Source organism: Priestia megaterium (assembly GCF_023824195.1).
GTDB lineage: Bacteria > Bacillota > Bacilli > Bacillales > Bacillaceae_H > Priestia > Priestia megaterium_D.
The window spans coordinates 2,398,953-2,425,757 of record NZ_CP085442.1; the positions used below are offsets into that span (position 1 = coordinate 2,398,953).

34 protein-coding genes are annotated in these 26,805 nt (G+C 34.6%); 25 read left to right on the top strand and 9 right to left on the bottom strand.

What is annotated here, in order from left to right; translation table 11 throughout:
* The first annotated feature begins 70 nt into the window (after positions 1-70).
* From LIS78_RS12085 to LIS78_RS12105, 5 genes are all read left to right on the top strand, one after another.
* Positions 71-1,072: a tyrosine-type recombinase/integrase gene (locus LIS78_RS12085; protein WP_252285237.1), complete on the top strand. Its 1,002-nt coding sequence runs from the start codon at positions 71-73 to the stop codon at positions 1,070-1,072.
* A 183-nt stretch (positions 1,073-1,255) separates the two neighbouring features.
* A complete protein-coding gene (locus LIS78_RS12090) occupies positions 1,256-2,020 on the top strand; it encodes a hypothetical protein (protein ID WP_209151649.1) in 765 nt (254 codons plus the stop codon).
* 132 nt (positions 2,021-2,152) lie between these two features.
* On the top strand, positions 2,153-2,704 hold the full coding sequence (locus tag LIS78_RS12095; RefSeq protein WP_195780093.1) for a hypothetical protein: 552 nt from the start codon (positions 2,153-2,155) through the stop codon (positions 2,702-2,704).
* Positions 2,705-2,900: 196 nt separating this feature from the next.
* Positions 2,901-3,194, top strand: a complete 294-nt coding sequence (locus tag LIS78_RS12100; RefSeq protein ID WP_252285238.1) for a hypothetical protein — start codon at positions 2,901-2,903, stop codon at positions 3,192-3,194.
* Between the two features lie 328 nt (positions 3,195-3,522).
* On the top strand, positions 3,523-3,705 hold the full coding sequence (locus tag LIS78_RS12105) for a hypothetical protein (RefSeq protein ID WP_195780091.1): 183 nt from the start codon (positions 3,523-3,525) through the stop codon (positions 3,703-3,705).
* Positions 3,706-3,763: 58 nt separating this feature from the next.
* On the opposite strand, the gene LIS78_RS12110 is transcribed toward LIS78_RS12105, so the two are convergent.
* The gene (locus LIS78_RS12110; protein ID WP_252285240.1) at positions 3,764-4,399 is read right to left on the bottom strand and encodes a hypothetical protein; all 636 of its coding nucleotides are present in this window, start codon (positions 4,397-4,399) and stop codon (positions 3,764-3,766) included.
* A 30-nt stretch (positions 4,400-4,429) separates the two neighbouring features.
* Positions 4,430-5,176, bottom strand: coding sequence for a GIY-YIG nuclease family protein (locus LIS78_RS12115; protein WP_252285241.1), 747 nt, complete (start codon positions 5,174-5,176; stop codon positions 4,430-4,432).
* A gap of 177 nt (positions 5,177-5,353) precedes the next feature.
* On the opposite strand from LIS78_RS12115, the gene LIS78_RS12120 reads away from it, so the two are divergent.
* Positions 5,354-6,205 carry a hypothetical protein gene (locus tag LIS78_RS12120; protein WP_195780089.1) on the top strand — a complete coding sequence of 284 codons (852 nt, stop codon included), beginning with the start codon at positions 5,354-5,356 and terminating at the stop codon, positions 6,203-6,205.
* A gap of 304 nt (positions 6,206-6,509) precedes the next feature.
* Positions 6,510-7,097, top strand: coding sequence for a DUF2845 domain-containing protein (locus LIS78_RS12125; protein ID WP_252285242.1), 588 nt, complete (start codon positions 6,510-6,512; stop codon positions 7,095-7,097).
* A 90-nt stretch (positions 7,098-7,187) separates the two neighbouring features.
* On the opposite strand, the gene LIS78_RS12130 is transcribed toward LIS78_RS12125, so the two are convergent.
* From LIS78_RS12130 to LIS78_RS12140, 3 genes are all read right to left on the bottom strand, one after another.
* The gene (locus LIS78_RS12130) at positions 7,188-7,679 is read right to left on the bottom strand and encodes a hypothetical protein (protein WP_195780087.1); all 492 of its coding nucleotides are present in this window, start codon (positions 7,677-7,679) and stop codon (positions 7,188-7,190) included.
* On the bottom strand, positions 7,669-7,959 hold the full coding sequence (locus tag LIS78_RS12135) for a hypothetical protein (RefSeq protein WP_195780086.1): 291 nt from the start codon (positions 7,957-7,959) through the stop codon (positions 7,669-7,671). Before LIS78_RS12135 ends, LIS78_RS12130 begins: the two co-directional genes overlap by 11 nt.
* Before the next feature lie 381 nt (positions 7,960-8,340).
* Positions 8,341-8,586, bottom strand: coding sequence for a hypothetical protein (locus LIS78_RS12140; protein WP_252285244.1), 246 nt, complete (start codon positions 8,584-8,586; stop codon positions 8,341-8,343).
* Between the two features lie 238 nt (positions 8,587-8,824).
* On the opposite strand from LIS78_RS12140, the gene LIS78_RS12145 reads away from it, so the two are divergent.
* The 8 genes from LIS78_RS12145 (at position 8,825) to LIS78_RS12180 (ending at position 13,280) form a co-directional block, all read left to right on the top strand.
* Positions 8,825-9,214 carry a hypothetical protein gene (locus LIS78_RS12145; protein ID WP_195780084.1) on the top strand — a complete coding sequence of 130 codons (390 nt, stop codon included), beginning with the start codon at positions 8,825-8,827 and terminating at the stop codon, positions 9,212-9,214.
* A gap of 108 nt (positions 9,215-9,322) precedes the next feature.
* The gene (locus LIS78_RS12150) at positions 9,323-9,490 is read left to right on the top strand and encodes a hypothetical protein (RefSeq protein WP_170943798.1); all 168 of its coding nucleotides are present in this window, start codon (positions 9,323-9,325) and stop codon (positions 9,488-9,490) included.
* Between the two features lie 91 nt (positions 9,491-9,581).
* Positions 9,582-9,818, top strand: a complete 237-nt coding sequence (locus LIS78_RS12155; RefSeq protein WP_252285245.1) for a hypothetical protein — start codon at positions 9,582-9,584, stop codon at positions 9,816-9,818.
* Positions 9,819-10,470: 652 nt separating this feature from the next.
* Positions 10,471-10,728: a hypothetical protein gene (locus tag LIS78_RS12160; RefSeq protein WP_209151652.1), complete on the top strand. Its 258-nt coding sequence runs from the start codon at positions 10,471-10,473 to the stop codon at positions 10,726-10,728.
* Positions 10,729-11,186: 458 nt separating this feature from the next.
* Entirely contained in the window at positions 11,187-11,351 is a 165-nt protein-coding gene (locus LIS78_RS12165) for a hypothetical protein (RefSeq protein ID WP_195780082.1), read from the top strand.
* A 52-nt stretch (positions 11,352-11,403) separates the two neighbouring features.
* On the top strand, positions 11,404-11,556 hold the full coding sequence (locus LIS78_RS12170; protein WP_195780081.1) for a hypothetical protein: 153 nt from the start codon (positions 11,404-11,406) through the stop codon (positions 11,554-11,556).
* Positions 11,557-11,596: 40 nt separating this feature from the next.
* A complete protein-coding gene (locus LIS78_RS12175; RefSeq protein WP_252285246.1) occupies positions 11,597-12,241 on the top strand; it encodes a hypothetical protein in 645 nt (214 codons plus the stop codon).
* 145 nt (positions 12,242-12,386) lie between these two features.
* Positions 12,387-13,280 carry a helix-turn-helix domain-containing protein gene (locus LIS78_RS12180; RefSeq protein ID WP_195780079.1) on the top strand — a complete coding sequence of 298 codons (894 nt, stop codon included), beginning with the start codon at positions 12,387-12,389 and terminating at the stop codon, positions 13,278-13,280.
* A 368-nt stretch (positions 13,281-13,648) separates the two neighbouring features.
* On the opposite strand, the gene LIS78_RS12185 is transcribed toward LIS78_RS12180, so the two are convergent.
* Together LIS78_RS12185 and LIS78_RS12190 are read right to left on the bottom strand one after the other, a co-directional pair.
* Positions 13,649-14,182, bottom strand: coding sequence for a PIN domain-containing protein (locus LIS78_RS12185; RefSeq protein ID WP_252285247.1), 534 nt, complete (start codon positions 14,180-14,182; stop codon positions 13,649-13,651).
* Between the two features lie 7 nt (positions 14,183-14,189).
* Positions 14,190-14,546, bottom strand: coding sequence for a hypothetical protein (locus LIS78_RS12190; protein WP_195780056.1), 357 nt, complete (start codon positions 14,544-14,546; stop codon positions 14,190-14,192).
* Between the two features lie 237 nt (positions 14,547-14,783).
* Here LIS78_RS12190 and LIS78_RS12195 point away from each other — a divergent pair, with 237 nt between their 5' ends.
* The gene (locus tag LIS78_RS12195; protein WP_252285249.1) at positions 14,784-15,344 is read left to right on the top strand and encodes a maltose acetyltransferase domain-containing protein; all 561 of its coding nucleotides are present in this window, start codon (positions 14,784-14,786) and stop codon (positions 15,342-15,344) included.
* A gap of 246 nt (positions 15,345-15,590) precedes the next feature.
* Entirely contained in the window at positions 15,591-16,568 is a 978-nt protein-coding gene (locus LIS78_RS12200) for a ring-cleaving dioxygenase (protein ID WP_116072311.1), read from the top strand.
* A gap of 149 nt (positions 16,569-16,717) precedes the next feature.
* Here the strand turns inward: LIS78_RS12200 and LIS78_RS12205 are convergent, their stop codons facing one another.
* On the bottom strand, positions 16,718-17,224 hold the full coding sequence (locus LIS78_RS12205) for a PCYCGC motif-containing (lipo)protein (protein WP_252285250.1): 507 nt from the start codon (positions 17,222-17,224) through the stop codon (positions 16,718-16,720).
* A 234-nt stretch (positions 17,225-17,458) separates the two neighbouring features.
* Between LIS78_RS12205 and LIS78_RS12210 the strand changes: the two genes are divergently transcribed.
* From LIS78_RS12210 to LIS78_RS12225, 4 genes are all read left to right on the top strand, one after another.
* Entirely contained in the window at positions 17,459-18,313 is an 855-nt protein-coding gene (locus LIS78_RS12210; RefSeq protein ID WP_098325346.1) for an STAS domain-containing protein, read from the top strand.
* A gap of 296 nt (positions 18,314-18,609) precedes the next feature.
* Positions 18,610-18,807, top strand: coding sequence for a DUF3311 domain-containing protein (locus LIS78_RS12215; RefSeq protein WP_013083119.1), 198 nt, complete (start codon positions 18,610-18,612; stop codon positions 18,805-18,807).
* Positions 18,807-20,300, top strand: coding sequence for a sodium:solute symporter family protein (locus LIS78_RS12220; protein ID WP_252285252.1), 1,494 nt, complete (start codon positions 18,807-18,809; stop codon positions 20,298-20,300). The genes LIS78_RS12215 and LIS78_RS12220 overlap by 1 nt, the downstream gene beginning before the upstream one ends.
* Positions 20,301-20,531: 231 nt before the next feature.
* Positions 20,532-20,699 carry a Fur-regulated basic protein FbpA gene (locus LIS78_RS12225; RefSeq protein ID WP_013057013.1) on the top strand — a complete coding sequence of 56 codons (168 nt, stop codon included), beginning with the start codon at positions 20,532-20,534 and terminating at the stop codon, positions 20,697-20,699.
* Between the two features lie 220 nt (positions 20,700-20,919).
* Here the strand turns inward: LIS78_RS12225 and LIS78_RS12230 are convergent, their stop codons facing one another.
* The gene (locus tag LIS78_RS12230; RefSeq protein WP_013057015.1) at positions 20,920-21,513 is read right to left on the bottom strand and encodes an exonuclease domain-containing protein; all 594 of its coding nucleotides are present in this window, start codon (positions 21,511-21,513) and stop codon (positions 20,920-20,922) included.
* Between the two features lie 233 nt (positions 21,514-21,746).
* On the opposite strand from LIS78_RS12230, the gene LIS78_RS12235 reads away from it, so the two are divergent.
* From LIS78_RS12235 to LIS78_RS12250, 4 genes are all read left to right on the top strand, one after another.
* Entirely contained in the window at positions 21,747-22,043 is a 297-nt protein-coding gene (locus LIS78_RS12235; RefSeq protein ID WP_252285253.1) for a hypothetical protein, read from the top strand.
* Positions 22,044-22,413: 370 nt separating this feature from the next.
* A complete protein-coding gene (locus LIS78_RS12240; protein ID WP_286676958.1) occupies positions 22,414-24,765 on the top strand; it encodes an immune inhibitor A domain-containing protein in 2,352 nt (783 codons plus the stop codon).
* A gap of 223 nt (positions 24,766-24,988) precedes the next feature.
* Complete coding sequence (fumC, locus tag LIS78_RS12245; RefSeq protein ID WP_195780051.1) at positions 24,989-26,368, top strand: class II fumarate hydratase; 1,380 nt, start codon at positions 24,989-24,991, stop codon at positions 26,366-26,368.
* 172 nt (positions 26,369-26,540) lie between these two features.
* Complete coding sequence (locus LIS78_RS12250) at positions 26,541-26,780, top strand: hypothetical protein (protein WP_013057019.1); 240 nt, start codon at positions 26,541-26,543, stop codon at positions 26,778-26,780.
* Positions 26,781-26,805 lie beyond the last annotated feature (25 nt).

The following is a 26,805-nucleotide window of genomic DNA, read 5'->3' on the forward strand; positions in this document are numbered from 1 at the left end:
TGTTCATGATAAAAAAACTACCTAAATTGTTAAGGCAACTTCCACTATTTAAAGAGGAGGTTGCCTTTTTATGTGTGCAAAAAGATTGAGAAAAGGAACAAAGTTAAATCAAGTTAATCTAAGTGATGCAAAGGACAGAATAATAAGGATAAAAAAGCTGGAAGGCGTGGCACAGTCCACTATCAATCAGTACAACATAGTATTTAATGATCTAATCAGATTCTTTGGAGAAGAGAAGTTAATCGTTTTGATTGAGCTGAACAATGCGAGAGACTTTGTAGATTGGTTACTACATGAAAAATCTGATGAGAAGAGTAGATTTAAACAAGTGGCTAAAAAGGGAGTTAAGCCTTCTAGTGCTAATAATTATCTACAGAAATTACGTGCGGCTTTTAACATTCTAATGCGTGAAGGAATATTGAATGAAAATGTTTTTAGTCAAATCAAGAACATTAAATTTCAGAAAAAAAAGGTTGAGGTTTTAACTGTAGAGGAGATAAAGCGAATTTTTGATGCTTTTAATAAGAGCTACTACGCTCAATTTAGATCTTATGTACTCTTACATACCTTGTTAGACACATTAGGAAGAGTTGAAGAAACAGTTCATTTAAAAAAGCAGGATGTGGACTTTGAAAAAAGATCCATAACATTTCAAAATACAAAATCAAAGAAGTTTAGGATAGTTCCTGTTTCGATTAAAACTACACAACTTCTCCAAGAACTCATCGCAGATAATGAGGAGTTATTCAGTAGCGAATATATTTTTCTAACGAATGATGGAAATAGATTGCGACCAAGTACATTCAGAGCGCATTTAGAAAAGGTCTTGAAAAACGCAGGTATCAATAAACGCTTTCATCCTCATCTATGTCGCCATACTGGATCTGAAATGTTTCTACGGCAATCGGGTAACATCAGAGTCTTGCAACAGCTCTTAGGTCATTCTGAGTTATCTATTACAGCTAAGGTGTACGCTCATGTATTGGATACCACAATTAGAGATGAACATAAGAAATATTCGGCAATAAATCTGATAGAAAACCATAAAGAAAAAATTGTTAAACGGAAATAAAAATAGTTAATTTGGACAAAAAAAAAGAGAGCAGATGCTCACAACATCTACTCTCCATCTTGCATAGTCAAATACACAAGATTTACGCAATAAGAGTATATGATAATTATTGAAAAAAATCAATAATGTCATACGCTTATTTGACTATGCCCTAAAAATAAAAACATGGGGGCAATGTTAAATATGAAGTCTGGAAATATAAATCAATTTAAGCATCTATCGAAATTCGATTCACTTAAGCAGTTTAACTCCTCAATGGAACAGTGGTACATTGATATTCATCAACAAAAATTACTTACTAAATCAGAATTAATTGCTTTAAAACGACTTGTGCGCTTTTCTGCAAGTGTATTTGGTGTATGTAACGCAAAGATAAGCACAATTGTTTCAGCAACTCACAACGATGCTGTAGGGATTTCACGCTCGTCATTCAAACGTATGTTATTGAAAGTGCAGGCAATGGAATTACTTACAATTCATCATACCTTTAACCATGGTAAACAAGGTCATTCTGTATATGTATTTAATTACTACCCACCAAAAGGAGAAGGTAATTTAAATCCTTTATCCGATTCAATTGAACCACTGCACCAGGAACAAATTGAACCACCTAAAACTAGTAATCTCTCTAAAACTAATAACAATAATATAAACATACGTACAGATAATACGATTCCTAGTATTCCTACTAAATTTCAAGAGTTAGTTAAGTGTTATTATGAGCCGAAGCAGGTTATTGAACTATGGAAATGTGTTGAAAATAGTACACGTTATTTAACATACTATGATGAACATCAAAAGGTTAATTTAGGTATCAACGCATTCAAACAGATGATATGTAATTTGAAGTTAGGATATAAAGTTAAGAAATCAATCTATTCATACTACTGGGGAATTTTGAATAAAAAGCTTAATAATGAGCATATGGAAATCGTACGTAGTGCTTAATTTAATAATAGTACACTTTTAAAACTTATGTATAACTTTAAATTAGTTGAAATTAAAAAAATGTTAAAAACATAGTAAAATTTAGATAGACTAAAAGTTTAAAATACTCAGCATAGAAAGAGGGTTTTAATAATGAGTCAAGATTTCCGTAATTTTAAATTAAAAGTAGATTGGAAGCCTGCCCCATTCAGAGGATACAGTGTACGAAAAAGTATTTCACAGAGTTTATGGACTAAAATTAGAAAGAAAACACTAGAAGAGAATGAATGTAAGTGCAGAATTTGTGGATACGAACCAGACGAACAAAATCTGAAATACTTAGACATGCACGAGATTGAAAAGTATGATGAAGAAAATTTAATCTGTGTTCTTGAAGGTATAGATCTAATTTGTAGAAGATGTCATGCCTTTCACCATTTAGGTTTTACATATAGTAGAACAACTAAAGAACAGTTTGATGAGTTAGTCCAGCATTTTATCAAGGTGAATAATTGTACTGAAGAAGATTTTAGAAATCATTTTAAAGCTGTTCGAGATAAAAAATTTCAAGGGGTTCTAGGTTTAGCTGAAATGAAAAAGATAAGAGAAGACACAAGAGTAGTTAGATACAGTATAACTGGAGATATACCGTATAAAGAGGATGTAGTAGCCCAGTTAAAGAAAAAAGATTTGTATGTTCATTAGTAAACAAGGGAGATGGACTAACATATCAAGTTTAAGAACATTTATGAAAATGGCTGGATGAAAATTTGAGATTATTAGAAACAATGAGCTTACTAATGAATTTGAAGGGTTACGGAATCGGGAGGCAGCAACAAATATTCCATATGTAGGTTTTTACCCAGAAACGGATGTAAGAGCTGGTGACTGGATAAAAGAGGTGCAATCTAGGAGTCTCTTTTATATTAAGGATATAAAAACTGATATAATACGATCTAAATCTCTTCAATTAAAAGCGTATTATCTTACCAAAGCAGAATATGATAAGAAAGAAGAAGAGAAAAACAGAGAACGGCAACAAAATTTGACTTATTGCTATTTAAACGGTGACAATGCAAAGGTAAACAATAATTCAACAGATCAGTCTATAAATATTGTCAATACTAACTCAGAAGATTTATTTGATAATATTAGAAAAGTTTTAAAAGAACATTTAGCTGAAGAAGAAAGATAAGCCCTTAGAGAAGTCATAAAGAGAATAGAACAGACTCAGGGAACATCACGCTTACACAAAATTTATTACTAGTACAGCTAATCACATGAAAGTTATAACATCTTTCCTTCCAGCATTATCGCAAATGATTCATTCATCTTAAGGCTAACTCATGCTAAAAGATATAAACTATTAAAATGATCTCCATTACTGGGAGGCATTTCTCTTATTCCTAAAAGTATTCGGGCATTATAACAAAATTTAACAGGGTATCTCAACGATTTCTAGAAATATTACTTATCAAAGGTTCATATAAATATTTCCAATTATGATAAAAGCAGGTGATTAAATGGAACGAAAAAAATTTATTGACCACATTGATAAGTTAATAGAACAATCTGATGCGTGGAGAAAAGACGCAGAGAAAAGAGAAGATTGGAATAGTGCATGTTTTTATCAGGGTGAAGTGAAGGCTTATGAACGAGTAAAGAGGGTAATTCAAAGAGAGTTTGATCAACCGTTACATGTATAAATTAAAATAACACTAATCTAGGTTTGTAATAACTTGTAAAAATGCCGTCATTACTTCATTAATCCTTATCCGAGGGATGGAGTTTTGGCGGTATTTTTACGTGTGACCACCTTTTTCCTGTATTAATATCTGTTATTGTTCCCCTAGATACTCCGTACATTTCTGCAATCTGCTTATGAAGGTAGTTGCCTTCTTGTAGTAATATTTTTATCTCAGTAACTTTTTTCTCATTCAGCTTAGTCGATATACTTCTGTGGTCAATAACCCTAAGTTCTGGTGGTGCTTCTACGTGTGACCATCTTACACCACGTTTAATTTGTGAGATGCTTGACTCAGTCACACCAAACATATCTCCAATTTCTCGGTGACTATAAATTCCAAGCTTAAGCATTCCTTTTATCTCGATAACCTTTTCTTCATCAAGTTTAAGTGGAGTACCCTTCTTGCCAGATGAGCGAAGTTCTTGCATTGTCTCTTCATCTAATTCTTTTTTTAGATACTCTGTTACAGTGCCTCTATGTAGCCCTAAAATTTCAGCTATTTCTTTATTTAAGTGTCCTTTATATTTAAGCTCAAATACTTTTTTAATTAGCTCTTGTTTTTTTGGATTATAGACAGAAGAAGTAATTTTGGTATAAGTCGTTTTACTTATCCCAAACATATTGATTATCTCTGCTTTTGGAGTTCCCCTCATAAACTCTTCTCTAACAAGATTGTGAAGGTTTCATCGTTCTGCTTCTTTCTTTTCCAACTCCTTTTTTAATACATTCGAAACTATCTTTGAATCACACTGAAGCATTTTGGCTATGTTAATTACTCTATGTCCCTTTTCCCATAGTTCGAAAATTTTCTTCTCCCTTTTTTCACGCTCCATATCACGCTTATTCATTAGCTCGTCATTTAACTCTGGAAGCACCCATTCCCAATTGGTACACCTTGCAATCTTATTTATTGTTGTGATATCAACCTTGAATATTGTAACTAATTCCTGTGGAACTATGTTTAGTATTAGAGCCATTTTAATCTCTCTCACATCATTAATTGTTAATTTATCACTTGATCCTCTATTTATTAGTCTCATAAATTCAACCATCTCTGGTGACTGCTTCCTTCCAAACATTGGATTACCTGCACCTGTGATTGCCTCTATTCTCTCTTTAGAATATGTTTTCCCTGCATTTCCACCACTCTCTAGATTAAATCCCTTGTCTCTAACCATTGAACCAAATTCTTTGATCCAATATACCTCTCTATCATTCAGATCGCATTGCAGACACTCTTCAATAAGTTCAAATTCAACGTTTTCTATCCCATATTTATTAACATGGTTCTGAAGATATTTATTTTCATGCTTGTTCTGTCTTAGCAATCTTTTATGCGTTCTCAATCTACCCTTAACATCGTTGCTTTGACCAACGTAAACTCTTCCTGTAATCTTACATCTAATTTCATAAATTCCTATTATTATCATTTCTCTTGCTCTCCTCTTGATAAAATAACGGTTTTATTAGGTATTATATATTATAATATCTTCTTCTTAATTGAGGAGGATTTTTTATTTAGTGAATCTTTTACACTATAAAAAGTAAGAAAGTAACATTTTGTATTTCTTTTGTAGTATATTAGATTTTAAAAAGGAGTTTTCTGGGTGAGTAAGAAAATATTAAGTGCAATTTCAATAATTATAATGAGTAGTAGTCTGCTAATTTCATGTAGTAATGGCAATAATGCTGGACAAATTAGCTCTGCAAGAGAAGAACAAAAAGATAAGGGAATTTTGCTAAAGAAAGAGATTAATCAAGCCAAGCAATACATTAGGGAGAAGGAATATTCTAAGGTTAATGATTTAAGCACCAAGGTATACAATCAGAACGGAAAGGTAAATAAAGATCAATACGAAGAATTTAAGGTGTTAGATAGTATTGCCAGTGTGTTTGGTTCAAATTTAACTTATGTTAAATCATCAAATATCAGTAATATCCCAGTAAATTATAAAGGCGAGTTCAAAGCTCAATTAAATCAAGAAAGAAAAGCGTTAAAGGAATCTCTAATTAATGACCTTGCAAAAAAAGACTTTAAAACTAATAACTATACTTATACCAAGGCTTACCAACCAGAATATTATTTGTCGTTATACTTTACAAGTATGAAAAATTACAATATGGAAGAGTACACTTATGCCTACGACATCATTAAAAAGATACCTAATAGTTATAAAGGTAAATATGCAGAAGACATAGAAATTGCTAAGACTCAAATTAAAAGAAAGTCAGATGGAGTGACAGACGAGTGGGATGTTCAGGAAAAACAAGAAAAAATTCAAAATACTGATCCTCAAATTGGAATGACAAAGGAAGAAGTAATAAATGATACTCGATGGGGTAAGCCGAATGATGTTAATCGTACCATTACAAAACACGGAGTAGAGGAACAATGGGTTTACAACGTTTATGGGTATCTTTATTTTGAAGATGATAAGGTAACTGTAATTCAAGATTGAGAAAATGCGTTGTATCCTAGGAAAAAAGGGAGTTATTTGATTGAATAATAAAATATTGAGATTAATTCCAACAATTATAATATGTAGTAGCTTGTTGGTTTCGTGTAGTAACGGTGATAAGTAAGTTAGTGGTACAAATGAGAAGGTTTCAATACAAAAAGAAATTAATCAAGCTGAAAAATATATAAGCAACAAAGAATATTCTAAAGTTGAAGATCTTAAAAGTCAGATATACGAAAAAGATGGAAAGATAGATTCTAAAGATCAACAGAAATTTGATGGGCTATATAGTATATCGAAGTTGTTGTCAGAAGATGAGGTGTTCTCCAAAACATCTAACCTATCTCATCTTCCTACCGATTACGATGGGGAATTTTCGAAAGAAGTGAAGGAAAGTAGAGAACAACTGAAACAATCATTATTTAAGGATATTCAAAATAAAGACTTTATAACAAATGACTATAATTATCCAAAAGAATATCAACCTGAATATTACTTATCTTTATATGTGGGTGCGATGAGTAATTTTGAAGATGAAGATTACAAACATGCTTACAATAACATTAAAAAAATCCCAAATGATTATAATGGGCAATTTGCAGAAGAAATTAGTTTAGCAAGAAAGAAGTTAAAAGATCGATATGAGGTTGATAAAGAAGAAACAGAAAAAAGTAACGAAATACTGGCAGATGCTCAAAAGCAATACGATCTTCAACATACAAAACCTCAAATAGGTATGACTCAAGAAGAAGTTATTAACAAAACTGGATGGGGTAAGCCTGACGATATTAACCGTACAACAACAAAATATGGCGTCGAAGAACAATGGGTTTATAATATCTATGGTTATGTTTACTTTGAAGATGGGAAGGTTACCGCAATTCAAGAATGAAAGATATTGTTATAAAATAACAATTATAAAATGGAAAAATTATAAGACACTGCATATTCAGTGTCTTTGATTTTCCATTAGGTGAGGTGCTTATCGAATATGAATTATAGGCTGTTTAGCAAGTTGTTGGCTAGGCATTAGTTCTAGGGCGTATGCTGCATTTTTTAATTCTGTACTGTGAGGCAAATCATAAGGATCTATAGACTCAAAATATTGAATTTGTTCATCTGTCAAAAGATTAAGTGGAATGCACACATCCACAACGGCTCTAATAATAGTTATACCTAGCTTCTTTGCTAAATATGGTCTATGATTACCTCCATTACTAACGCAGAAATCACCGTTTGGAAATAATGTTAGATTAATATCCATATGAGAGGAACTAGTTGTTACATATCCATGATTCTCGATCGATTTAAGAAGACGATTTAACTTTTCTACAGACAAAACATTATCATGAGTCAATCCTTTTATTCTTGAAACTGGCACCAACATTGAGCCAACATGATGAATTAAGTAGTTTCTACCATAAATTTCTGTATAGTCATCATAAAATCTCCAGCCTGTGTATTCAATTTTCATAAGAACCTACTTCACGCTTGCCGATGCCTTTCTTGTAATTTTTCATACGTGAAGAAGCAGACGATAATTTTGACACAATATAACCTTGTGGATCAGCACGCAAGTTACTATTCACAAGGTTCTCAATTTTATCATTTGCGAACATGTTAGCAACTCTTGCTAAATGATCAATTGTATCCATAAGTTCTGGATAGTCATGATAATTAGAAATAGCAGTAGAGTGAATTTCTTGTAAATCATCACGAATCTTTTTTAAGGTTTCAATATCAAATCTGCTCATCAATATCATCTCCCGTTGTCTTAAATACAATAAATGATATTAAGTTCATTGTGAAATTAGAACATAGTATCTACTTTTAATAATGTCTAGAAAGGTTGGTTGTATAATAATCGATGAACTTTATCAGAAAATATTAGATGGAGAACTCAGTGATGAAGAAATATTACGTATTACTGAAGGAGATGATGAACCTTTAGCTAGTAATTAACGAGTAATGTTGGTTGAGTATTTAATGAGTTTACAAGGTTTAACCAAGAATGAAGCTTATCAAGTTACTTTTGAATATATCAATTATTAGTTTACATTCTATCAAAAGTGTATGTGAATTATATGTAAATTAAATGTTGTAATAAAAAGCATCCTTATACGTAGCGATGCTTTTCAAAGTGTATTTGTATTTCCACTTCCTAAAGTAGGCGTCTGAGTAGGTGTTGAACTAGGTGACTGTTGAGAAGAAGTGTTTTGAGAGCCTGTTACTGAACTTGAACTAGGACTTGCATTTGATCCCGAACCTGTTTGTGAATTGGATTCTGTACTTGTAACGGGACATACTTGATTTACATTTCCAAAAATAAAAGTTCCTCCAGAAATGTAACCAATCGTAAGTGAATTGATTTTAGCTACCATACGTTCTCATCCTTTCATCGATGAAGAAAATAGAATATACACTAACATATGTTTAGCTTGTCAATTATGTATAGACGGGCTAGAGAAATAGGCGTGGTTATTATTGTTATAACTTCATAAATTGAATTCGGATTTACCTATGTGGGAAAGAATCTTGAAAATTGATTAATATTTAAAAAAGTGAGAATAACTAGCCTTTTGTAGAATAAAATAGTCTACACAAAAGGTGGGAATATTAATGGGGAAAAGTAAAAACTGGATGGATGCTTATGTTTCTAAAGTTTCAGGAAAACATTTCGAATTGTTATCGGTTCGAAGTGTCATTGATTCTTTTATTGACATGTTAAATGTAAAATTAAATGAAAACCAACAACCTGAAGTTGAATTTATTAAAGAGGAAAATAAAATTTCATTTCCAGATTGTTCAGTTCTTTTAAAAGTTCAAGGCTCTATATTGAGTTTGAGTAAAGTTTTAAAATCTAACAATCAAGTTGCTGGTGGAATTAAAATTTTCGATACAGGTTTAGCTTATCAGCTAAAAACTGGTTCAAAGTTGATTGAAGAGGTTGAAACTATACCTGAAGCATTAGATAGGGCACTAAGTTATTTACTTGTAGAGCTGAGGTGAAAGTTAATATTTTTATAAGTTTAAGTCACTCATTTAGAGTGGCTTTTTATTTTGTAGAAGTTAATATGCTGAAACATAAAATCATTATTAAGAATGGAGCTAATATTAATGAATCAAGTACTCTTCGAACAGTTGTTAGAGGGAAATATTGAATATGAAGATGTTCCAGAAGATACGGACATAGAGTTAACTGATGAGCAAAGGCATGAAATGAGATTATGGTTAGTTGGAGTTTATGGTTTTTCGTATGGAGCAGCTAAAAGTTATATTGATTAATGATAGCTGAAAATATTCTTTTAGTAATATATAGAGAAGGATTATTACACTTTTTGTAGAAATTATTAGGTAGAAAGTCGGTGGTTAGAGAATGAAAATTCAATTTGATTTTAAAGTACTAAATGTTGTAGAGGAAAATGGCGTAAAGTCCTACATTGTGCAATGCTCAAGTGAGAATTTCCGACGTGTTATTAAAGCTCAATATGACGGAAGTGTATATATACCAGATTACCATCAACAATTATGGGAAATACAATCTCATGAAAGAACAGTTCTTGATATTGGACTAGCAAGCTTTATAATAAAAAATGAGAAACGCACAGTATAGGTAAATTCACATTCGAGCATAATATTAATGGTCAGTACTTCTTTTGCTGACGAATCGTTTTCTCCTTTAACATGTTAAGTGTATAAAAAGCACTCATAGCTTGGGTGTTTTTTATTTTGTGCAAATAATAAAAAGTTGTTGAAAATGATGATTCACAATAAAAGAAAAGCTCTCATACCTTAATGAAGGATTTTTTTTACATGCTGGAACAAAGTAGGTGATTAAATGTTCTATTCTAATTTTTATACTCCTTTTAACTATGCTTTCTATCCTTATTTCATGCCTTCCTTTGGACGTCCTACTGGATATGTACTGAATTCTAGTGGTGAAGTTGAAAGTTGGTGGGGGAATTATCCATTGGGGTATCCTGCTAAAGCTCCAAAATTTTTGGGTGGGGGACAGACGCCTATTTCAGGACCTGCCATACCTTTTAGTTTCAGGGGTTACTATTGAACTGATTACAAGGGTTACTGCCTCAAAAGGTAAGAAAGATATATACAAAATTAAAGCAGTATTTAAAGTGCCTGGAAGAGATGATATTTAGTTCCGTAAAGAAAGTCGATCATAAGGTCGGCTTTTTATTTTAGGGAGTTAACAAGTTTAATTTGGTTAAAACAGGGAAAATCATAGGTAACTAAAAGGAGATGGAGTTATGAATTATGAACAGAAGGATTATTATATTAGTGCAAAAGAAAATGAGTATTATAAGGTATTAAATGTAGTAGATCATATGTTAGAAGAAGCAAAAAGTAATGACAGATACCCTGTATGGGGTGAAAAGCTAGGAAATGAATTGAAAGAAAGTGCTGGAAATAATCTTACTCCATGGCATTTTAATATGATAATATCCGCACTTTTAGATTATGTACCTGAAGAAGTAAAGAATAAATCTAATGCTAAGTCACTCTGATGAGTGGCTTTTTATTATGTCTATAGTATGTAAATTGAAATATGTGCTAAATAATAAAGAGTAAAAAAGGTGGCTGAACAACATGCCTAAAAAGTCACCTAAGATATGTAACACAGAGGAATGTCGTCAATTAGCTTATGATACATATTGTGACAAGTGCAGGAAAATACTCATAAAGAGTACAAGGGACAGAGAGTAGAGAAGAAAGAGCAAGCCTTTTATTCTAGTAGCTCATGGATTAAATTACGCAATAGGAAGAAGAGGTTAAATCCTTTATGTGAAGTCTGTCTTGAAGAAGGCAGGCTTACTCTTGTTATCACCTTATAGAAATGAAAGAGGATTAGAGTAAACGTTTATTTATTGGTAACTTATAAAGTGTTTGTAAAGAACATCATCATAAGATTCACTTTGGAGTAGATGGTAAGAAGTAAACGAAGATTAAGAAGGTAAGAGAACCTATGAGAGAATGCTCATCTACAGAAGAGAAAGGAAAAGAATTATTAAAAGTTATAGAAAGTATGATGGTGGATTACATTAGTTATAGAGAAGAAGATGCAGAGAATGGGGATGATTCCAAAAGAAAATTATCGAAAAACAAAGAAGAAAAACAATTGAAATTATAACAAAAATAACCTTTTTCGTGGTATCATTTACTTATCAAGGGGGCTGTTTGTTGTGAATGAACAATTGAAACCTGAGGAAATTAGCATAGAAATTAAACTTGAGCTTCTAAAGATATGTAATAACGTAATGAACAATAGTTGCAGCCCTAAAGAATTAATCATTGACTTAGAAAAATTAATTAGTCAAATTAGTTTATCAGTTTAATGTAACACTCTATACAGAGAAAAGTTAAGGGGAGAATGTTGTGAAAAAGTTGTTAGTTGGTAGTGTTTTGTTGTCCTTGAGTTTGACTATGGGAGCATGTGACCAAGTGGAAGAGAAGAACGTTGAAACTTCTAAGAAAGAAACTATTACTAAGTCAGAAGAAAAGAAAAGTACTGAGAAACAACCTAATAAGAAATTAGAAGCCCAACAGATTCAAAATGAGAAAAAGGACTTACGAGCGCAAGCTAGAGAAGTAGAGCTAGAAGAAAGAGAAGCTAAAGAGTTAGCCGAACGCAAACGTCAAGCGGAAATAGCTGAGCAACAAAGACAACAAAAGATTGCCGAACAACAACGTATCGCAGCACAACAAGCAGAAGAACAAAAGAAACAAAAAGCTCAAGTAGCACAGAGTCAACAGCAACAAACAAATGATGAAGAAATATCTCATACTGACCAATATGAAGAACCTGAAGTAAATGAAGATATTTCTGCTCCAGATCAATACGAAGAAGAGATTCGTCAACAACAAGAAGAAAATTTTACGGATGAAACAAAGCAACAAATTAATCAAGAGATGGAAGAAAATGATGGATATAGTTCGACTTTATGGCGATGTGATCAAGTGTTATATGGAGTGCAAGAAGGGTACATTTCAAAAGAAGAAGCAGGAGATTGTTTGAAATAATTTAGTTATAATTAGAAGAATAATTCTTGGAATATTTTTCTTGATTCTATTGATAAAAAAACTATCTAAGTGGTACAATATACGTACAAATATATCATGGAACGTTGTTTTGACAGGGTTTATTGACATTAAGTAAGGTGATTTTTTGAATGATAAAAAACAAGTAGGTCAGCTGATTCAAGATCTGCGAAAGATTGCGGAAATGACAACTGTCGAGTTATCAGAAGGAATTTGTACAGAAGAAGAGCTACATCGATTTGAACAAGGTGAAATTCATGCAAGCAGTGAAGTTCTCTATCATTTATCGAAACGCTTAGGAGTTCCGATGAATTATTTTTTTGAAGCAGGAGAGCTAACGCCCAACGATTATTCAAAAGAAATTAAATCGACCATTAGGCATTATATACGAAAACGCGATTATGAAACCGTGTTACATATGGTGAACAAAGAAAAAGATAATCCTATGTTTCAAGATCCTTTTCACGCACAATTTTTCCTATGGCACGAAGCCATATGTGATTATTATATTGGAAATAAATTTGAACAAGCGCTTCGTAAATTGGAAAAAGCAATTGCGTTCACGCGTACGAGCGAACAGTTTTATTCAGAAAAAGAGATTGCTATTTTAAATAGTATCGCCATTATTTACGAAGAAGAAGGTCATTTAAAAAAAGCGTTCAGTACGTTTATGGAAGGATTGCAGCATATTGCTTTGCTTCCTAAGTTAAAAGATCCTCTTGTCAAAATTCGAATTTTATATGGATTATCGCGTGCGCTTTTGCAAATGGAGCGTTACGAAAAGTCGGTTAAATATGCACAAGCAGGACTAGAGCTATGTATTCAGCATGAGACGCTTTATTTATTAGGAGAACTGCATTATCAAATTGGAGAAGCCCTCTGTCAGCTTGGTGAGCTTAAAGAAGGAATAGCCTACCTAGAAAAAGCTGTTACTGTTTTTGAAATTGAGCAAAATGAAGCGTTTGTGACCATTATTCAAGAAGAGATGTCTAAATATCATGAAATAAAAAAGAAGAGCTGATAGCTCTTCTTTTTTTATCTCCAATACACTGGGTGTGGGTAAAACGGGCGAGGACGAGGGTAAAAGTAAGGGGAATGGTAATAAATAGGACGAGGATAAGGGTAAGGATAAAATGGACGTGGGCGAGGATATGGATAATAACCATAAGGGAATCTTTCGTCAGTTTCATGGGGATTCGAATAATAATCATAGCCATATTGATATTCTTCTAAAGGTTGTTCCGGGTAATATTGATAATTCACTATTTTCACCGCCTAAATTTTTATGCTTTTTACTGTATTCAACATAGAAAGAATTGGAGTATGTACCATCAAACTTTTAATTTGAAAAAGGCGCGAGACAAGGAGTATTTTGAAAATAAAAACAAATTAGCTTTCCTTCTCGTTTTCTTGTGAGTTATCAGTATCGGGAGGGTTGGGAAGTTCGAAGCTTTTAATAAAAGAAGCGTAAGCAATCGTGTCTTTAATAGGATTTACATAAGATAATTGTTGACCTCGATAGCTGAAATTAAATGTAATCCAAGCAAAATCTTTATTATTATTGGAAATCAGTGTTGCATTATGTATAAAAGCAGATGCGGCAATCATCGCATCCGGACCTTTAATTTTTTTATTGGATTCTATTTTAGCTTTTCGGCGGATTTGGGCTGCTAGCTGCGCGATTTCACTTGTAACGTCTACGATCTTATCTGTCATATCGTAAATATAATGATATTTTACTGCTTTGACTTGAGGATTTGTTTCTACTTCCCAATGCGACAGAAGTTCCATTTCTACAACGGTAGGCATTAAAAATTCCGCATTATTTGAAATAAGTTCATTAATATATTCCACAACTTCTGGATAATTAAGCGCATGTGAAGCCCAAATGTTTGTATCAATGATTACTTTTTCATCCAACACAAATCGTTCACTCCTCTCTACTAGCCATTCGTACCAGCTCTTCTAACCCAAAAGGTGAGTAAAGAGCCGCAGATTCTGAAAGCTGATTGCTTAATAGAAGCTTTTCATGTTTAGTTAATCTAGTTTTTGCAGATTTTATGAGCTTTTCTTGTGTGTCATTTAATGTTTTATCTTTTTTATCATACGTGCGTAGAACTTTATTTTGAGGTTTGTATTTAAGATTTTTCTTCTGCATAGGGGGTGAGGAAGGTGATTGTGGCGAGGGTTGTGTATAAATTTTTCCATTTATTTTTAGTTTAAAGTGCTTCTGAACTTCCTTGCTGTATGTTCCTTTTTGGTCATCTACCAAGCGCTGTGCTTTCATGATATCCCTGCCTTTTATATAAATTTATATAGTATATGTGATGAAATTTTCTCTTACTATTCCTTTTATATAAAAAGATTAAAAAAATTAGCTTCCGGGAGTTATTAAATTAACTAATGTTTGCCTGGTGGGTGATAATCTCAGCGAATACCGGACAAAGGTTTAAAAACATGATATCGTATAAGAGAAATAAATCAGTATAGGTTAGAGAAGGAACTACAAAAAAGGGGATGCAAAATGAAAACAGAAAAACAAAAAATGCTGGATGGAGAATTATATCTTTCCGCTGATCCGCAATTAATGAAAGAACGTGAAAACGCTCGAAGATTAACAAGGCTTTATAACCAAACAACAGAAAGGGAAGAAGAAATACGTACAAACTTATTAAAAGAACTGTTTGGTTCTACGGGAAATTCTCTTTACATTGAGCCTACTTTCCGCTGTGACTACGGTTCTAACATTCATGTTGGAGAAAATTTTTATGCTAACTTTGATTGCGTACTTTTAGATGTATGTGAAATAAGAATAGGAGATAATTGTTTTCTTGCACCAGGTGTACATATCTATACAGCAACTCATCCTTTGCATGCCCTTGAAAGAATTTCAGGAGCTGAGTTTGGAAAGCGCGTAGAAATAGGAAATAACGTCTGGATTGGGGGAAGAGCCATTATTAATCCAGGAGTGAAAATAGGCAACAATGCGGTAATTGCTTCGGGTGCCGTTGTGACAAAGAATGTTCCTGATAACGTGGTAGTCGGAGGCAATCCTGCGGTTATAATCAAGCGTATTGAAGATTAAAGAATAAACAAAGAGCTTTTGAATTGTAAAAGCTCTTTGTTTATACGGTGTTTTATTGCGGATTTGGCTCGTCCTCATTTATAATGTTTTGGTTAAATGTAAAAATATACATATTTCCTTCCGAGATCATCCATACTTTATTGACAAAGGAAAATTAATCATGGTATATTATCTTTAATTAAAGATATTTAAATTAAAGATAAATAATGAATGATAAACTAGACGATTTATCCGGAGGAATGTAGAATGAACCACTTAAAAGGAATACACCACGTAACGGCTATTACAAGCAGTGCAGAAAAGAATTATGAATTTTTCACATATGTGTTAGGTATGCGCTTAGTTAAAAAAACGGTCAATCAAGATGATATTCAAACGTATCATTTATTTTTCGCAGATGATAAAGGCAGCGCCGGAACGGACATGACTTTTTTTGATTTTCCTGGCATTCCAAAAGGTTCTCACGGAACAAATGAAATTTCAAAAACATCTTTCCGCGTTCCAAATGATGCGGCTTTAGACTATTGGGTAAAGCGCTTTGATCGCCTAGAAGTAAAGCATACGGGGATTCAAGAGCTATTTGGGAAAAAGACGCTTTCGTTTGTTGATTTTGACGATCAGCAGTATCAGTTAATTTCCGATGAAGGAAATCAAGGAGTTGAATCAGGCACTCCTTGGCAAAAAGGCCCTGTACCTCTTCAATACGCTATTACGGGACTCGGTCCTATCTTTATTCGTATTGCCGAGTTTAATTACTTTAAAGAAATGATGGAAAAAGTCCTTTTATTTAAAGAGATTGCTCAAGAGGGAGATCTTCACCTATTTGAAGTAGGAGAAGGAGGAAACGGTGCGCAAGTAGTAGTCGAACACAATGAAAAACTTCCGCAGGCTCAGCAAGGTTTTGGAACGGTTCATCACGTTGCTTTTCGCGTAGAAAATCGACAGGCTCTTGAGGAATGGATTAACCGAATGCCAAGCTTTGGTTTCCATACGTCTGGTTATGTGAATCGTCACTTCTTTGAATCGTTGTATGCAAGAGTGGCTCCGCAAATTTTATTTGAATTTGCGACAGATGGACCAGGATTTATGGGAGATGAACCTTACGAAACGCTCGGAGAAAAATTATCACTGCCTCCGTTTTTAGAGCCAAAACGTGCAGAAATTGAGAAGCTCGTCCGTCCGATTGATACAGTAAGAAGTACAAAAGAGTTTGTGAAAGAATAGTACACAAAAAACACTCAAATAGCTATTTGAGTGTTTTTTGCTGTTTCGAAGACGAATCAGCTTTCAAAACGCTAAAAAAAACGTGTTTTTGATATCTTCTACTTTTATATATACCTGTCGCGAATGTTTACTTAAAAAATGCCAATGTTCTACAAGGAAGGAGTAGGAGTGGGTTGTGCATAGCCTTCTTTATATTTTTCATCGATGTCTTTGCGAATATCTTTTATTGATTTGCCTCGGTTATAGTCGAGCATAGCTTTAGCTGCAATTTCTATACACAATCCGCATTTTGTTCCATGATCATCCCAGACAACTGCTCCATTTCTTTTGTTTTTAAAAATAAAGCAGTCATAGCTATTTTTGTGATTCGCTTCCATGCCACATCCGCAGTAGCAAGGGATTTTTTCAAGTAGTTCACGGTTTTTAGCAACGGATAGATAAACTAGTTTCATATCTTTAGGCTGGTTCTTCAAAAACTGTGGTAAAACATCTGCTCCTGAAGTCTCTTCTCGAATATCAGCAACTGCAGCTTTATGATGTTCATGACCTGAATGTGCAGAAGAGTTTGTGGCAGAAGAAGTTGTTGCATTGTTTGAACAAGCGGATAATCCAATACTTGTAGCGAGAATCCCCAACAAAATAATTGATTTTTTCAATACAATTAACATCCTTTCATGTGAAAATAAATGATAGTTGCATCATACACGGCAGTTTATCTATGTAGATAATCAAATACCTGCTTGTTTATATCTAATTCTCTATAAGTATGCAGAGCGGTTATCGTGTATGATAGAGATGGACGAGGAAAAAATATGAAGCATGAATTTATCATAAGGTGCGTTTTGTAAGTAATTGGACAGAAGGAGAAAGTGAACGGAGGTTAAACAGTAGTGAGTGAACAAAATCAACGTCTTTTTGAATATATTTTAGAGAATTCAGCCTCTATCAGTGAAGAATGGCTGCGCCAAAGAAGTAATATAAAAGGATCGATTTACTCAAAGGACGCAGATGCTTCAGTTGAGAAAAAGCTGCGCGAGCAGCATCTTTATACGATCGAAACAATTGCGAGCGGCTTTCTTGACGATCAAGAGATTTTTAAACAACGTATGATGAAATGGACGACGGAAGTAGTAAACAGCAGAATTAAATTTGATACGCCGATTTACGAAGTAGTAGAAGCGCTAAGCAAAACAAGAAAAATTATTTGGACGTATGTCAAAACATATAGTCTGATACATTCATCTATTACAAAAGAAGATATACTGTCTTGGAGTGAAGTTTATCATACAACATTTGATAAACTCATTAATGAATTCTCCGAACAGTATTATAAAATCACAAGGCAAAAAATAAGTCTTCAGCAAGAGCTAATCGACGAAACGAGTTTTCCTGTCATTCCAATTGTAGATCACATCGCGGTCTTGCCTTTGGTAGGGCTTATTGATGAAATCAAAGGTGATTCTATTATCGAGGTTGTTCCAAAAAGGTGTGCAGAAAAACATATAAGGCATCTAGTCATTGACTTATCGGGTGTAAATTATGTAGATACGTATGTTGCTCACAAATTTTTTGATTTGATTAACATTTTGCAGCTGCTAGGCATCCATGCGATTATGTCAGGAGTGAGTCCTGACATGGCTCAGACGGCTGTTAATGTAGGAATTAGTTTTAATAAAATTGAAACGTTTGGACATTTAAAACAAGCTCTCTCTTCGCTTGGTGTAAAGAAAAAAGAAGAAGAATAAAGTATAGAAATGCTAGATCGAAACGGAACTGTTTGAGACCTTTACTCTCAGTTCCGTTTCTTTTTGTTTGTCTATATTCTGCTGCATTCAAAATCTTGTAAGCATGCCTTACAAACTCCTTTTCACATGGGGACAAATGGAAGATACTAAGGAGCAAACAAACGGCGGTTTTCTATGCCAAACGTCTCGTTTAGTTCAAGAATGGAGGTGTAAAGAGAAGAATAAGAGAAGTACATAATGAGATAGTTAAAGTTCTAGATAAGCACTGATAAGCCGTGTGATTAAGGAGGAGTTCTATGAAAATAATTTATCTTCTTTGCCTGCTTCCGTTTGTAGGAATATTAGGTTTATTACCTTTTGTTAACAAAGTGACGCCGTTTATTTTAGGGATGCCTTTTTTTCTCTTTTGGATTGTTATGTGGGTAATCCTTACGTCTTTTATTATGGGTATTGTGTACAAGCTCGATCCTGCTGTTAAAGGAGGAGATAAATAATGAATACCGCTCTGATTATTATTTTTGGTTTTTTACTTTTAGCTATTTATCTTGGAATTCGAGCTACGCGAGGCAAAAAAATGGATTTAGAACAGTGGAGCGTAGGCGGCAGAGGTTTTGGAACTATTTTTGTCTTCTTTTTGATGGCGGGTGAAATCTATACTACTTTTACGTTTCTAGGAGGAAGCGCTTGGGCATATGGAAAAGGAGGGCCAGCGTTTTATATTTTAGCCTATATTTCTTTAGCGTACGTGTTAGGGTATTGGATTGGTCCGCAAATATGGCGATATGCGAAGAAACATAAGCTCATGTCTCAGCCGGATTTTTTTGTTTCAAAATACAACAGCCCGTTTCTAGGCATCGTTGTTTCTTGCGCAGGGGTGCTGGCAATTGTTCCTTATATTATTTTACAATTCAAAGGCTTAGGTATTATTGTATCTGAAGCTTCTTATGGCTCTATCTCTTCAACCGCAGCCATTTGGATTGGAGCCATATCATTAACGGTTTACTTAATGATATCAGGCATACATGGTTCCGCGTGGACGGCTATTGTCAAAGATATTATGATTTTTATTGTCGTATTATTTTTAGGAATATATATGCCGTTTCATTATTACGGAGGCTTACAGCCAATGTTTGAGGCTGTGCATCAAGCAAATCCAACGTTTCTTACTCTTCCCAAGACAGGGCTAAGTATTTCGTGGTTTATTTCTACAGTCATGCTGACCGTATTAGGATTTTACATGTGGCCGCATACGTTTAATGCAACGTATTCAGCTGAAAACGAGAATGTATTTCGAAAGAATTCTATTATAAGTCCTATTTATACGTTAATGCTGCTTTTTGTCTTTTTTGTAGGGTTTACTGCTCTTATGCAGGTACCTGGACTACAAGGCGCAGAAGCGGACTTGTCACTGCTTCGTCTTTCCATTCAAACATTTGATCCGTGGATTGTCGGCTTTATTGGCGCAGCTGGTTTATTAACAGCACTTGTGCCTGGATCGATGCTTTTGATGGCAGCTTCTACGTCACTATCTAAAAACGTTTATGGCGTTCTTGTTCCCTCAGCGACGGGCAAACAAATTTCGATACTGGCTAAATGCTTCGTACCGGTCATTGCGCTTGTTTCAGTCTATTTTACGCTTCATGGAGGGAATACGATTGTAACGCTTTTACTAATGGGCTACAGCATTGTGACGCAGCTGTTTCCTGCTTTTATTTTTAGTTTAATGAAAAACAATATCGTGACTAAATACGGGGCGTGTGCAGGTATTGTTGCCGGCATTGCGTCTGTGATGTATATAACGATTACTGAAACAACGCTTGGCACGTTGTTTCCTGCGTTGCCACAAATCATTAAAGATACAAATGTCGGCGTTATTTCTTTATTTATTAATTTAGTTGTATTAATGGTGGTCAGTTTAGCAACGAAAAAAATCACCGCACAGCCGCATTTTGAAAGCGGGGCAGTAGATGGAAAACAAATTTTGTGAAAATCTTTTTCTAATTGCGTTTTAAGAACATCATGAAGGGTATAAAAGTAGTGCATCACCAAAATGTTCAATATGGCTGCAAGACATACAAAAAGCAGCCTTCTCGATAAAATGTAACGATTGCGTTGTTTTTAAACATAGGTAACGAGTGTGAAAAGCAACAAGACGTATGCCACAAGCGGTGTACGTCTTTTCTATGAAAGATATTTACCTAAAAAAGGAGATGATAACATGACATCTGAAAAAGCATTTGAGCAAAAGAAAGATCTTTTAATGAATCAAATTATTGAATCGGGTTACTTTAAAGCAGAAGACGGGAGACATTTGTACGAATTGAATTTAAGTGAACTAGAACAAACGCATCACGATCTTCAAAACCAAAAGATAAGAGAAGTATAATTAAAATCTCCCAGATTATTAGAAATTCAGCTGATTTCGTCCAGCTGTTCAGTTTGTTCCTCCGCGGCTTTTTTGCTTGAAAGCAGGCACTTTTCTTTTTCTTCCGGTGCGTTTACAACCTCGCTGTTTCCAATCATACTCCTCAAACATATAACTCAACACTTAAGAAACATGCGAATAAAAACAAAAAAAGCGCAGAAGCTGCGCTTTTTTTGTTGAGTTAAAAACGAGTGGAAGCCGCTGTTTTTTTAGGTTTGCTCATTGCTTTTTTTAATACTTCAGAAAAATAGGGCTCTCCGCTAGGATTTTGCTGTCTAAGCAAGTCAATGGTTCCTTTCACATCATCCATAGCTCTGTGAGCGTGCTCTCTCTCAATATTATGATGATCAAGAAGCGTTGTTAGTTTTTTATTAGGAAAGCCGTACTCTTTCCATTTGACAGCACGCATAGAGCAGTGCCATTTTTGGTTAAATAAAGATGGATACCGTTTTAAAAGAAAACTGCGGTCGAAAGAAGCATTATGAGCGATGATAGCCGAAACGCTAGTTAACAGCGATTCCACTTTTTTATCGTCTAATGTTTTATTTTTGACCATCTCATTTGTAATTCCCGTTAAGTTTGTAATGTACGGGAAAATGGGAGTTGAAGGCATATTAAATTCTTCATATTCTTCTACAATGTCGATTATTTCTCCGGTAGAAGAATCATAAGAAACAACAGCAATGGCTAGTTCGATAATATCGCATGTTTGAGCACTTAATCCCGTTGTTTCAACATCTAAAACGGCTGCTAATTTCACTTGTTCAGTTGACAACTCGTCGCCCTCCCTTTCTATTTATCATTCTATTAGCTTATCATTTTTTAACAGAAAACGTTAGTAAAAAAGATGAGGGAGCACGTACATGGGTTTATTTTATACGCCCACGTGGAAAAGGAATTTACTTTTTTAAAGGAGATGACGATAGGAAAGGAGAATAGTAATATTTACTCATCTAAATTAAGTCTTCATTGAAAATAATGAAATGAAGGAAGAAGGGGATCGTTATCATGCAATTGCTGTATATGGTACTTTTTCTTGTCTTAATTTTTTGGGGAATTACATCTTTTATTCATTACAGGAATCAAACTATTAAAGTTCGTTTGAACAAACATTATACGAATGCAGTAGAATGGATTGAAGCTGTTAAACAAGAGCTAGAAAAGCAAGGGAAATCCGTGAGTTATGAAGGGGATTTCTTGTTTAAAATTGATGAAAAACCTTATGAAATCGCAGCGCGTAATATATCTATTTGGAGCATGTCACTCTATCATATCTTGCTGCAGCGTCAAAAAGAACATTCTTAAATACAGAGATCATCACTTCTCGTCTATCGAGAAGTGATTTTTTTATCTTTCTGTATCCATAATGGGGAATTTTTGTTTTTATATAATAGTAATACGGAAAAGATGGTTCTAATTTCCTAAAAAAATACGCTTCATGTATTTTTAGTTTTGGTTATCGATTTGGCATGTAATTTGCATATGTAAGAAGGGTTTATCAGACATTTTAATTGTCAGGCAAAGAAAACTAGCTACATACTATAAAACTATTTTACATTATCTACTAGAATAAAAAAATTTTAATAATATAGTAAAATGTAGTTGACCTTCCTAGTTTTAGAATATAAAATAAATCTTGCTAATAGTTTGAAAATTCTAAAATGGAGGGGTTTACTTGAAAAGCTGGAAAAAGATTTTGGGGACATCTTTTCTTGCCACAACTGTTACATTAAGCGGAGTGGGGCTAGTACTTATGAATGGAAGTACTGCTTCAGCTAAAACCGCACAATCGGAGGAACTTCCGAGTTCACCAATTGATATGAATACAGTACCGGAAGAAAGATTGGCTAACGCACTGAAAAACCAAGGAGTTATTTCTCAAAGTGCAACACCGCAAGAAGTGAAGAAAGCCGTTACTTCTTACATAAACAAAAAAGATGCACATAAAGAGAGCATGAAGGGACATAAAGCTAGCAAAATTGATTTGAAAGCTAAAGAAATGCAAACAAAACAAAAAGAAAAGTTTCAACGAGGCGAATTTGCTAATATTAAGTCTCAAGGAAACAATTCGGGGAACGGGGTAAACGTTAAACCTGCAGCTCAGGCAAAATATAAAGGACAAGTGAGAAAAGATAAAGTTCTTGTTCTTTTAGTCGAATACGCAGACTTTAAGCACAACAATGTCGTTCAAGAACCTGGTTACATGTATGCAAAAGATTTTAACCGAAATCACTATCAGCAATTAATGTTTGGAAAGAAAGACTTTACGCTATTTAACGGAAAGAAAATTAAAACGTTTAAACAATATTATGAAGAACAGTCTGGAGGTAGTTACACAGTAGATGGAACGGTTTCTGACTGGTTAACTGTACCTGGAAACGCAAAAGAATACGGAGCAGACAATCCAGCGGGAGGAAACGATAATGCGCCTGGATCTAAAGGGCCCCGTAATCTTGTAAAAGAAGCGCTTGCTGCAGCAGCAAAGAGCGGCATTAACCTTTCAGATTATGATCAATTCGATCAATATGATATCGATGGAGACGGCAACCGCAATGAGCCTGACGGCATAGTGGACCACTTAATGGTCATTCATGCTGGAACTGGGCAAGAAGCAGGTGGAGGTAAACTAGGAAACGATGCTATCTGGTCTCATCGCTCTACTTTGGGACAAGTGTATAAAGTTCCTGAAACAAACATGGCTGCTTATGATTATACAATTGAACCAGAAGACGGAGCAGTTGGCGTTTTTGCTCATGAATTTGGCCATGATTTAGGTTTGCCGGATGAGTATGATACACAGTATACGGGTCAAGGTGAGCCGGTAGGCGTTTGGTCAATTATGAGCGGAGGGAGCTGGGCTGGTGAAGTAGCTGGAACAGAACCGACAAGTTTCTCCCCGCAAAATAAAGAGTTTTTCCAAGCAAATATGGGTGGAAACTGGGCAAATATCCAACAAATCAACAGCAAAAACATTACAAAATCGGGCTCTGTAAGTGTGGTTGATCAAAGCGTCACAAAGTCTAAACGACCGGGTATTGTAAAGATTAATTTACCTAAAAAAGCTGTTCAAGGGATTAAGCCAGAGTTTGGAAGCAATTATTACTACAGTAAACGCGGAGACGATCTGCATACGATAATGACGACGCCAGAGTTTGATTTAACAACGGCCAAAACAGCGACGTTCAATTATAAAGCGTTCTATGAAGTAGAGGCAGAATACGATTATTTATATGTAAATGCGATTCTTCCTGACGGTTCAAAAGTTCTGTTAGATACAATTGGTGATAAAGCGAATAATGCAGACGGTTCCGCAGAAACCTCCGGCGGAAAATGGGAAGATAAAAGCTATGACTTAACGAAGGTTCTAGGTAAAAAAATCAAGCTTCAATTTGAATACGTAACAGACGGAGGACTTGCTCTTCAAGGATTTGCACTTGATAATGCCAGTTTAGTAGTAGATGGAAAAACGGTATTTACGGACGATGCTGAAGGAGCGCCAAAAGTAACGTTAGATGGATTTGAAAAGACAAACGGCATCAGCTATAAAGACAACTATTATTACCTTGAGTGGAGAAACTATGCAGGCAGTGATAAAGCACTTCAATTCGCGCGCGGTGCAAAATATAATACAGGCATGCTGCTTTGGTACGCAGATGAAAGCTATCTTGATAACTGGGTAGGACAACATCCGGGTGAAGGATTCCTTGGTGTAGTTGATTCACATGCTCATAAAGTTCTTTACTTTAATGTGAATGGGATTAGCACTACAGCAAATTCAAGCCGATATCAAATTGCAGACGCGGCGTTCTCATTTGATAAATCACTTGCTTGGTCATATTCTCATAAAACGTGGGGAACTATTTCATCTAAAGAATCAAATGGAGTTACAAGCTTCAACGACAAAAAATCGTATTTAGATGAAAGAATTAAAGATGCAGGCCGCTTGCTTCCTCAAAACGGATTAAAATTAGACGTAATTGGTGAAGCAAAAGACAATTCAGCTGGTGCTGTATGGATTCATAAGTAAAATTAGACGTATTCAAAAAAGATCTGAAGAGCGTATTCTTCAGATCTTTTTTTATGTTAAGAAATCAAAATAAACTATGAGCTAAATAATCAAATTATTTAAGACCGTTTAAAAAATAAAATAAAGGGAATTTTCAACAGTGAATAATTGTTATTATGTCATGAAATTCATCCATATAATCAATACTAATAGGTAAAGAAAATATTGAAAAGGAGTTCTAACTATGAGCTATCGTATCGAAAGAGATTCAATTGGAGAAATCAAAGTGGCAGAAGATAAACTATGGGGAGCGCAAACGCAAAGAAGTAAAGAAAACTTTCCAATAGGGATTGAAAAAATGCCGGTTGAAGTAATACGCGCTTTTGCAGTTTTGAAGAAAAGCGCGGCTATTAGTAATCATAAACTAGGCAAACTATCAGCAGGGAAATCGGAAGCCATCGTACAAGCTGCTAACGAAATTATTGAAGGGAAATGGAATGAACATTTTCCTTTAGTGGTATGGCAGACAGGAAGCGGAACGCAATCAAACATGAATGTAAATGAAGTGATTTCCCACCGAGGAAACCAGCTAATAAATGGCGACGAAACGCTCCATCCAAATGATGATGTCAATATGTCACAAAGCTCTAACGATACTTTTCCTACAGCTCTTCATATTGCAGCTGTACTAGAAGTCGAAGATCAATTATTGCCTGCTCTAAAAACATTAAAAGAAACGTTCGCTGCGAAGCAAGAGCAGTTTAAAGATATTATTAAAATAGGCAGAACCCATTTACAAGATGCTACACCGCTAACACTAGGACAAGAAATTAGCGGATGGCATCACATGCTCGAAAAGAATGAAGAAATGATTAAACAAAGCGTAGAGTATATGAAGGAGCTAGCTATTGGCGGTACAGCTGTTGGGACGGGGATAAATGCACACCCTGACTTCGGCAATGAAGTAGCGAAAGAAATCAGCAGCACGCTTGGAAAAACATTTATCTCAGCACCTAATAAATTTCATGCATTAACAAGTCACGATCAAGTGGTTTATGCCCACGGTGCACTCAAAGCCTTAGCAGCTGACTTAATGAAAATCGCCAATGACGTACGCTGGCTGGCAAGCGGTCCTCGGAGCGGATTAGGTGAAATTACGATTCCTGCTAACGAACCAGGAAGTTCTATTATGCCTGGAAAAGTAAATCCAACTCAAAGTGAAGCTCTAACAATGGTTTCTGCACAAGTGTTAGGGAATGACGTGACGATTGGCATTGCGGCTAGTCAAGGAAACTTTGAATTAAATGTATTTAAGCCGGTTATTATTTATAATTTTTTACAATCAGTCAGATTGCTGACAGATTCCATGCAGGCTTTTAACGATAAATGCGCAGTAGGAATTGAACCCAACAAAGAAAAGATTCAGCATAATCTAGAAAATTCTCTTATGCTTGTAACAGCATTAAATCCGCACATAGGTTATGAAAATGCGGCTAAAATCGCCAAGCTGGCCCATCAGGAAGGAACGACATTAAAAGAAGCAGCGGTCAAAACAGGCCTTCTGACAGAAGAACAATTTGAGCAATGGGTAAATCCAGCTAATATGATTCATCCATCAAAATAAAAAAAGAAGCCAAGCATTCTGAGCTGCTTGGCTTCTTTTTTTAATAAAATAAACATTGTTCTAAATAAACACAAAAAAGAAAATGCGGATTAAAAGGAATTTTACACTTCCTTATACTAGATTCAAGTACATACGATTAGGGTATGTACATGTTTATAAAGGAGGAATTCAAGTGACGTACGAAGTGAAGTTTTATTTTGGAAATGAAAAATCAATCAGTACATTGGTTGAATCAGAAAATGTAAAAGAGCTTGAGGAATCTATTATTCATACGCAAGGATGGTATCGTTATTATGACAAAAAACATGAAGCTTATTTAGCCATTCAAATGAGCAACGTTTTACACATTGTTATAAAAGAATATCAGGATCCAGAAAAAACAGGGGTTTTGAGAGATTCGTCGTATACATAAGGAAGCTAGCAAAAGAGGTGAAAAC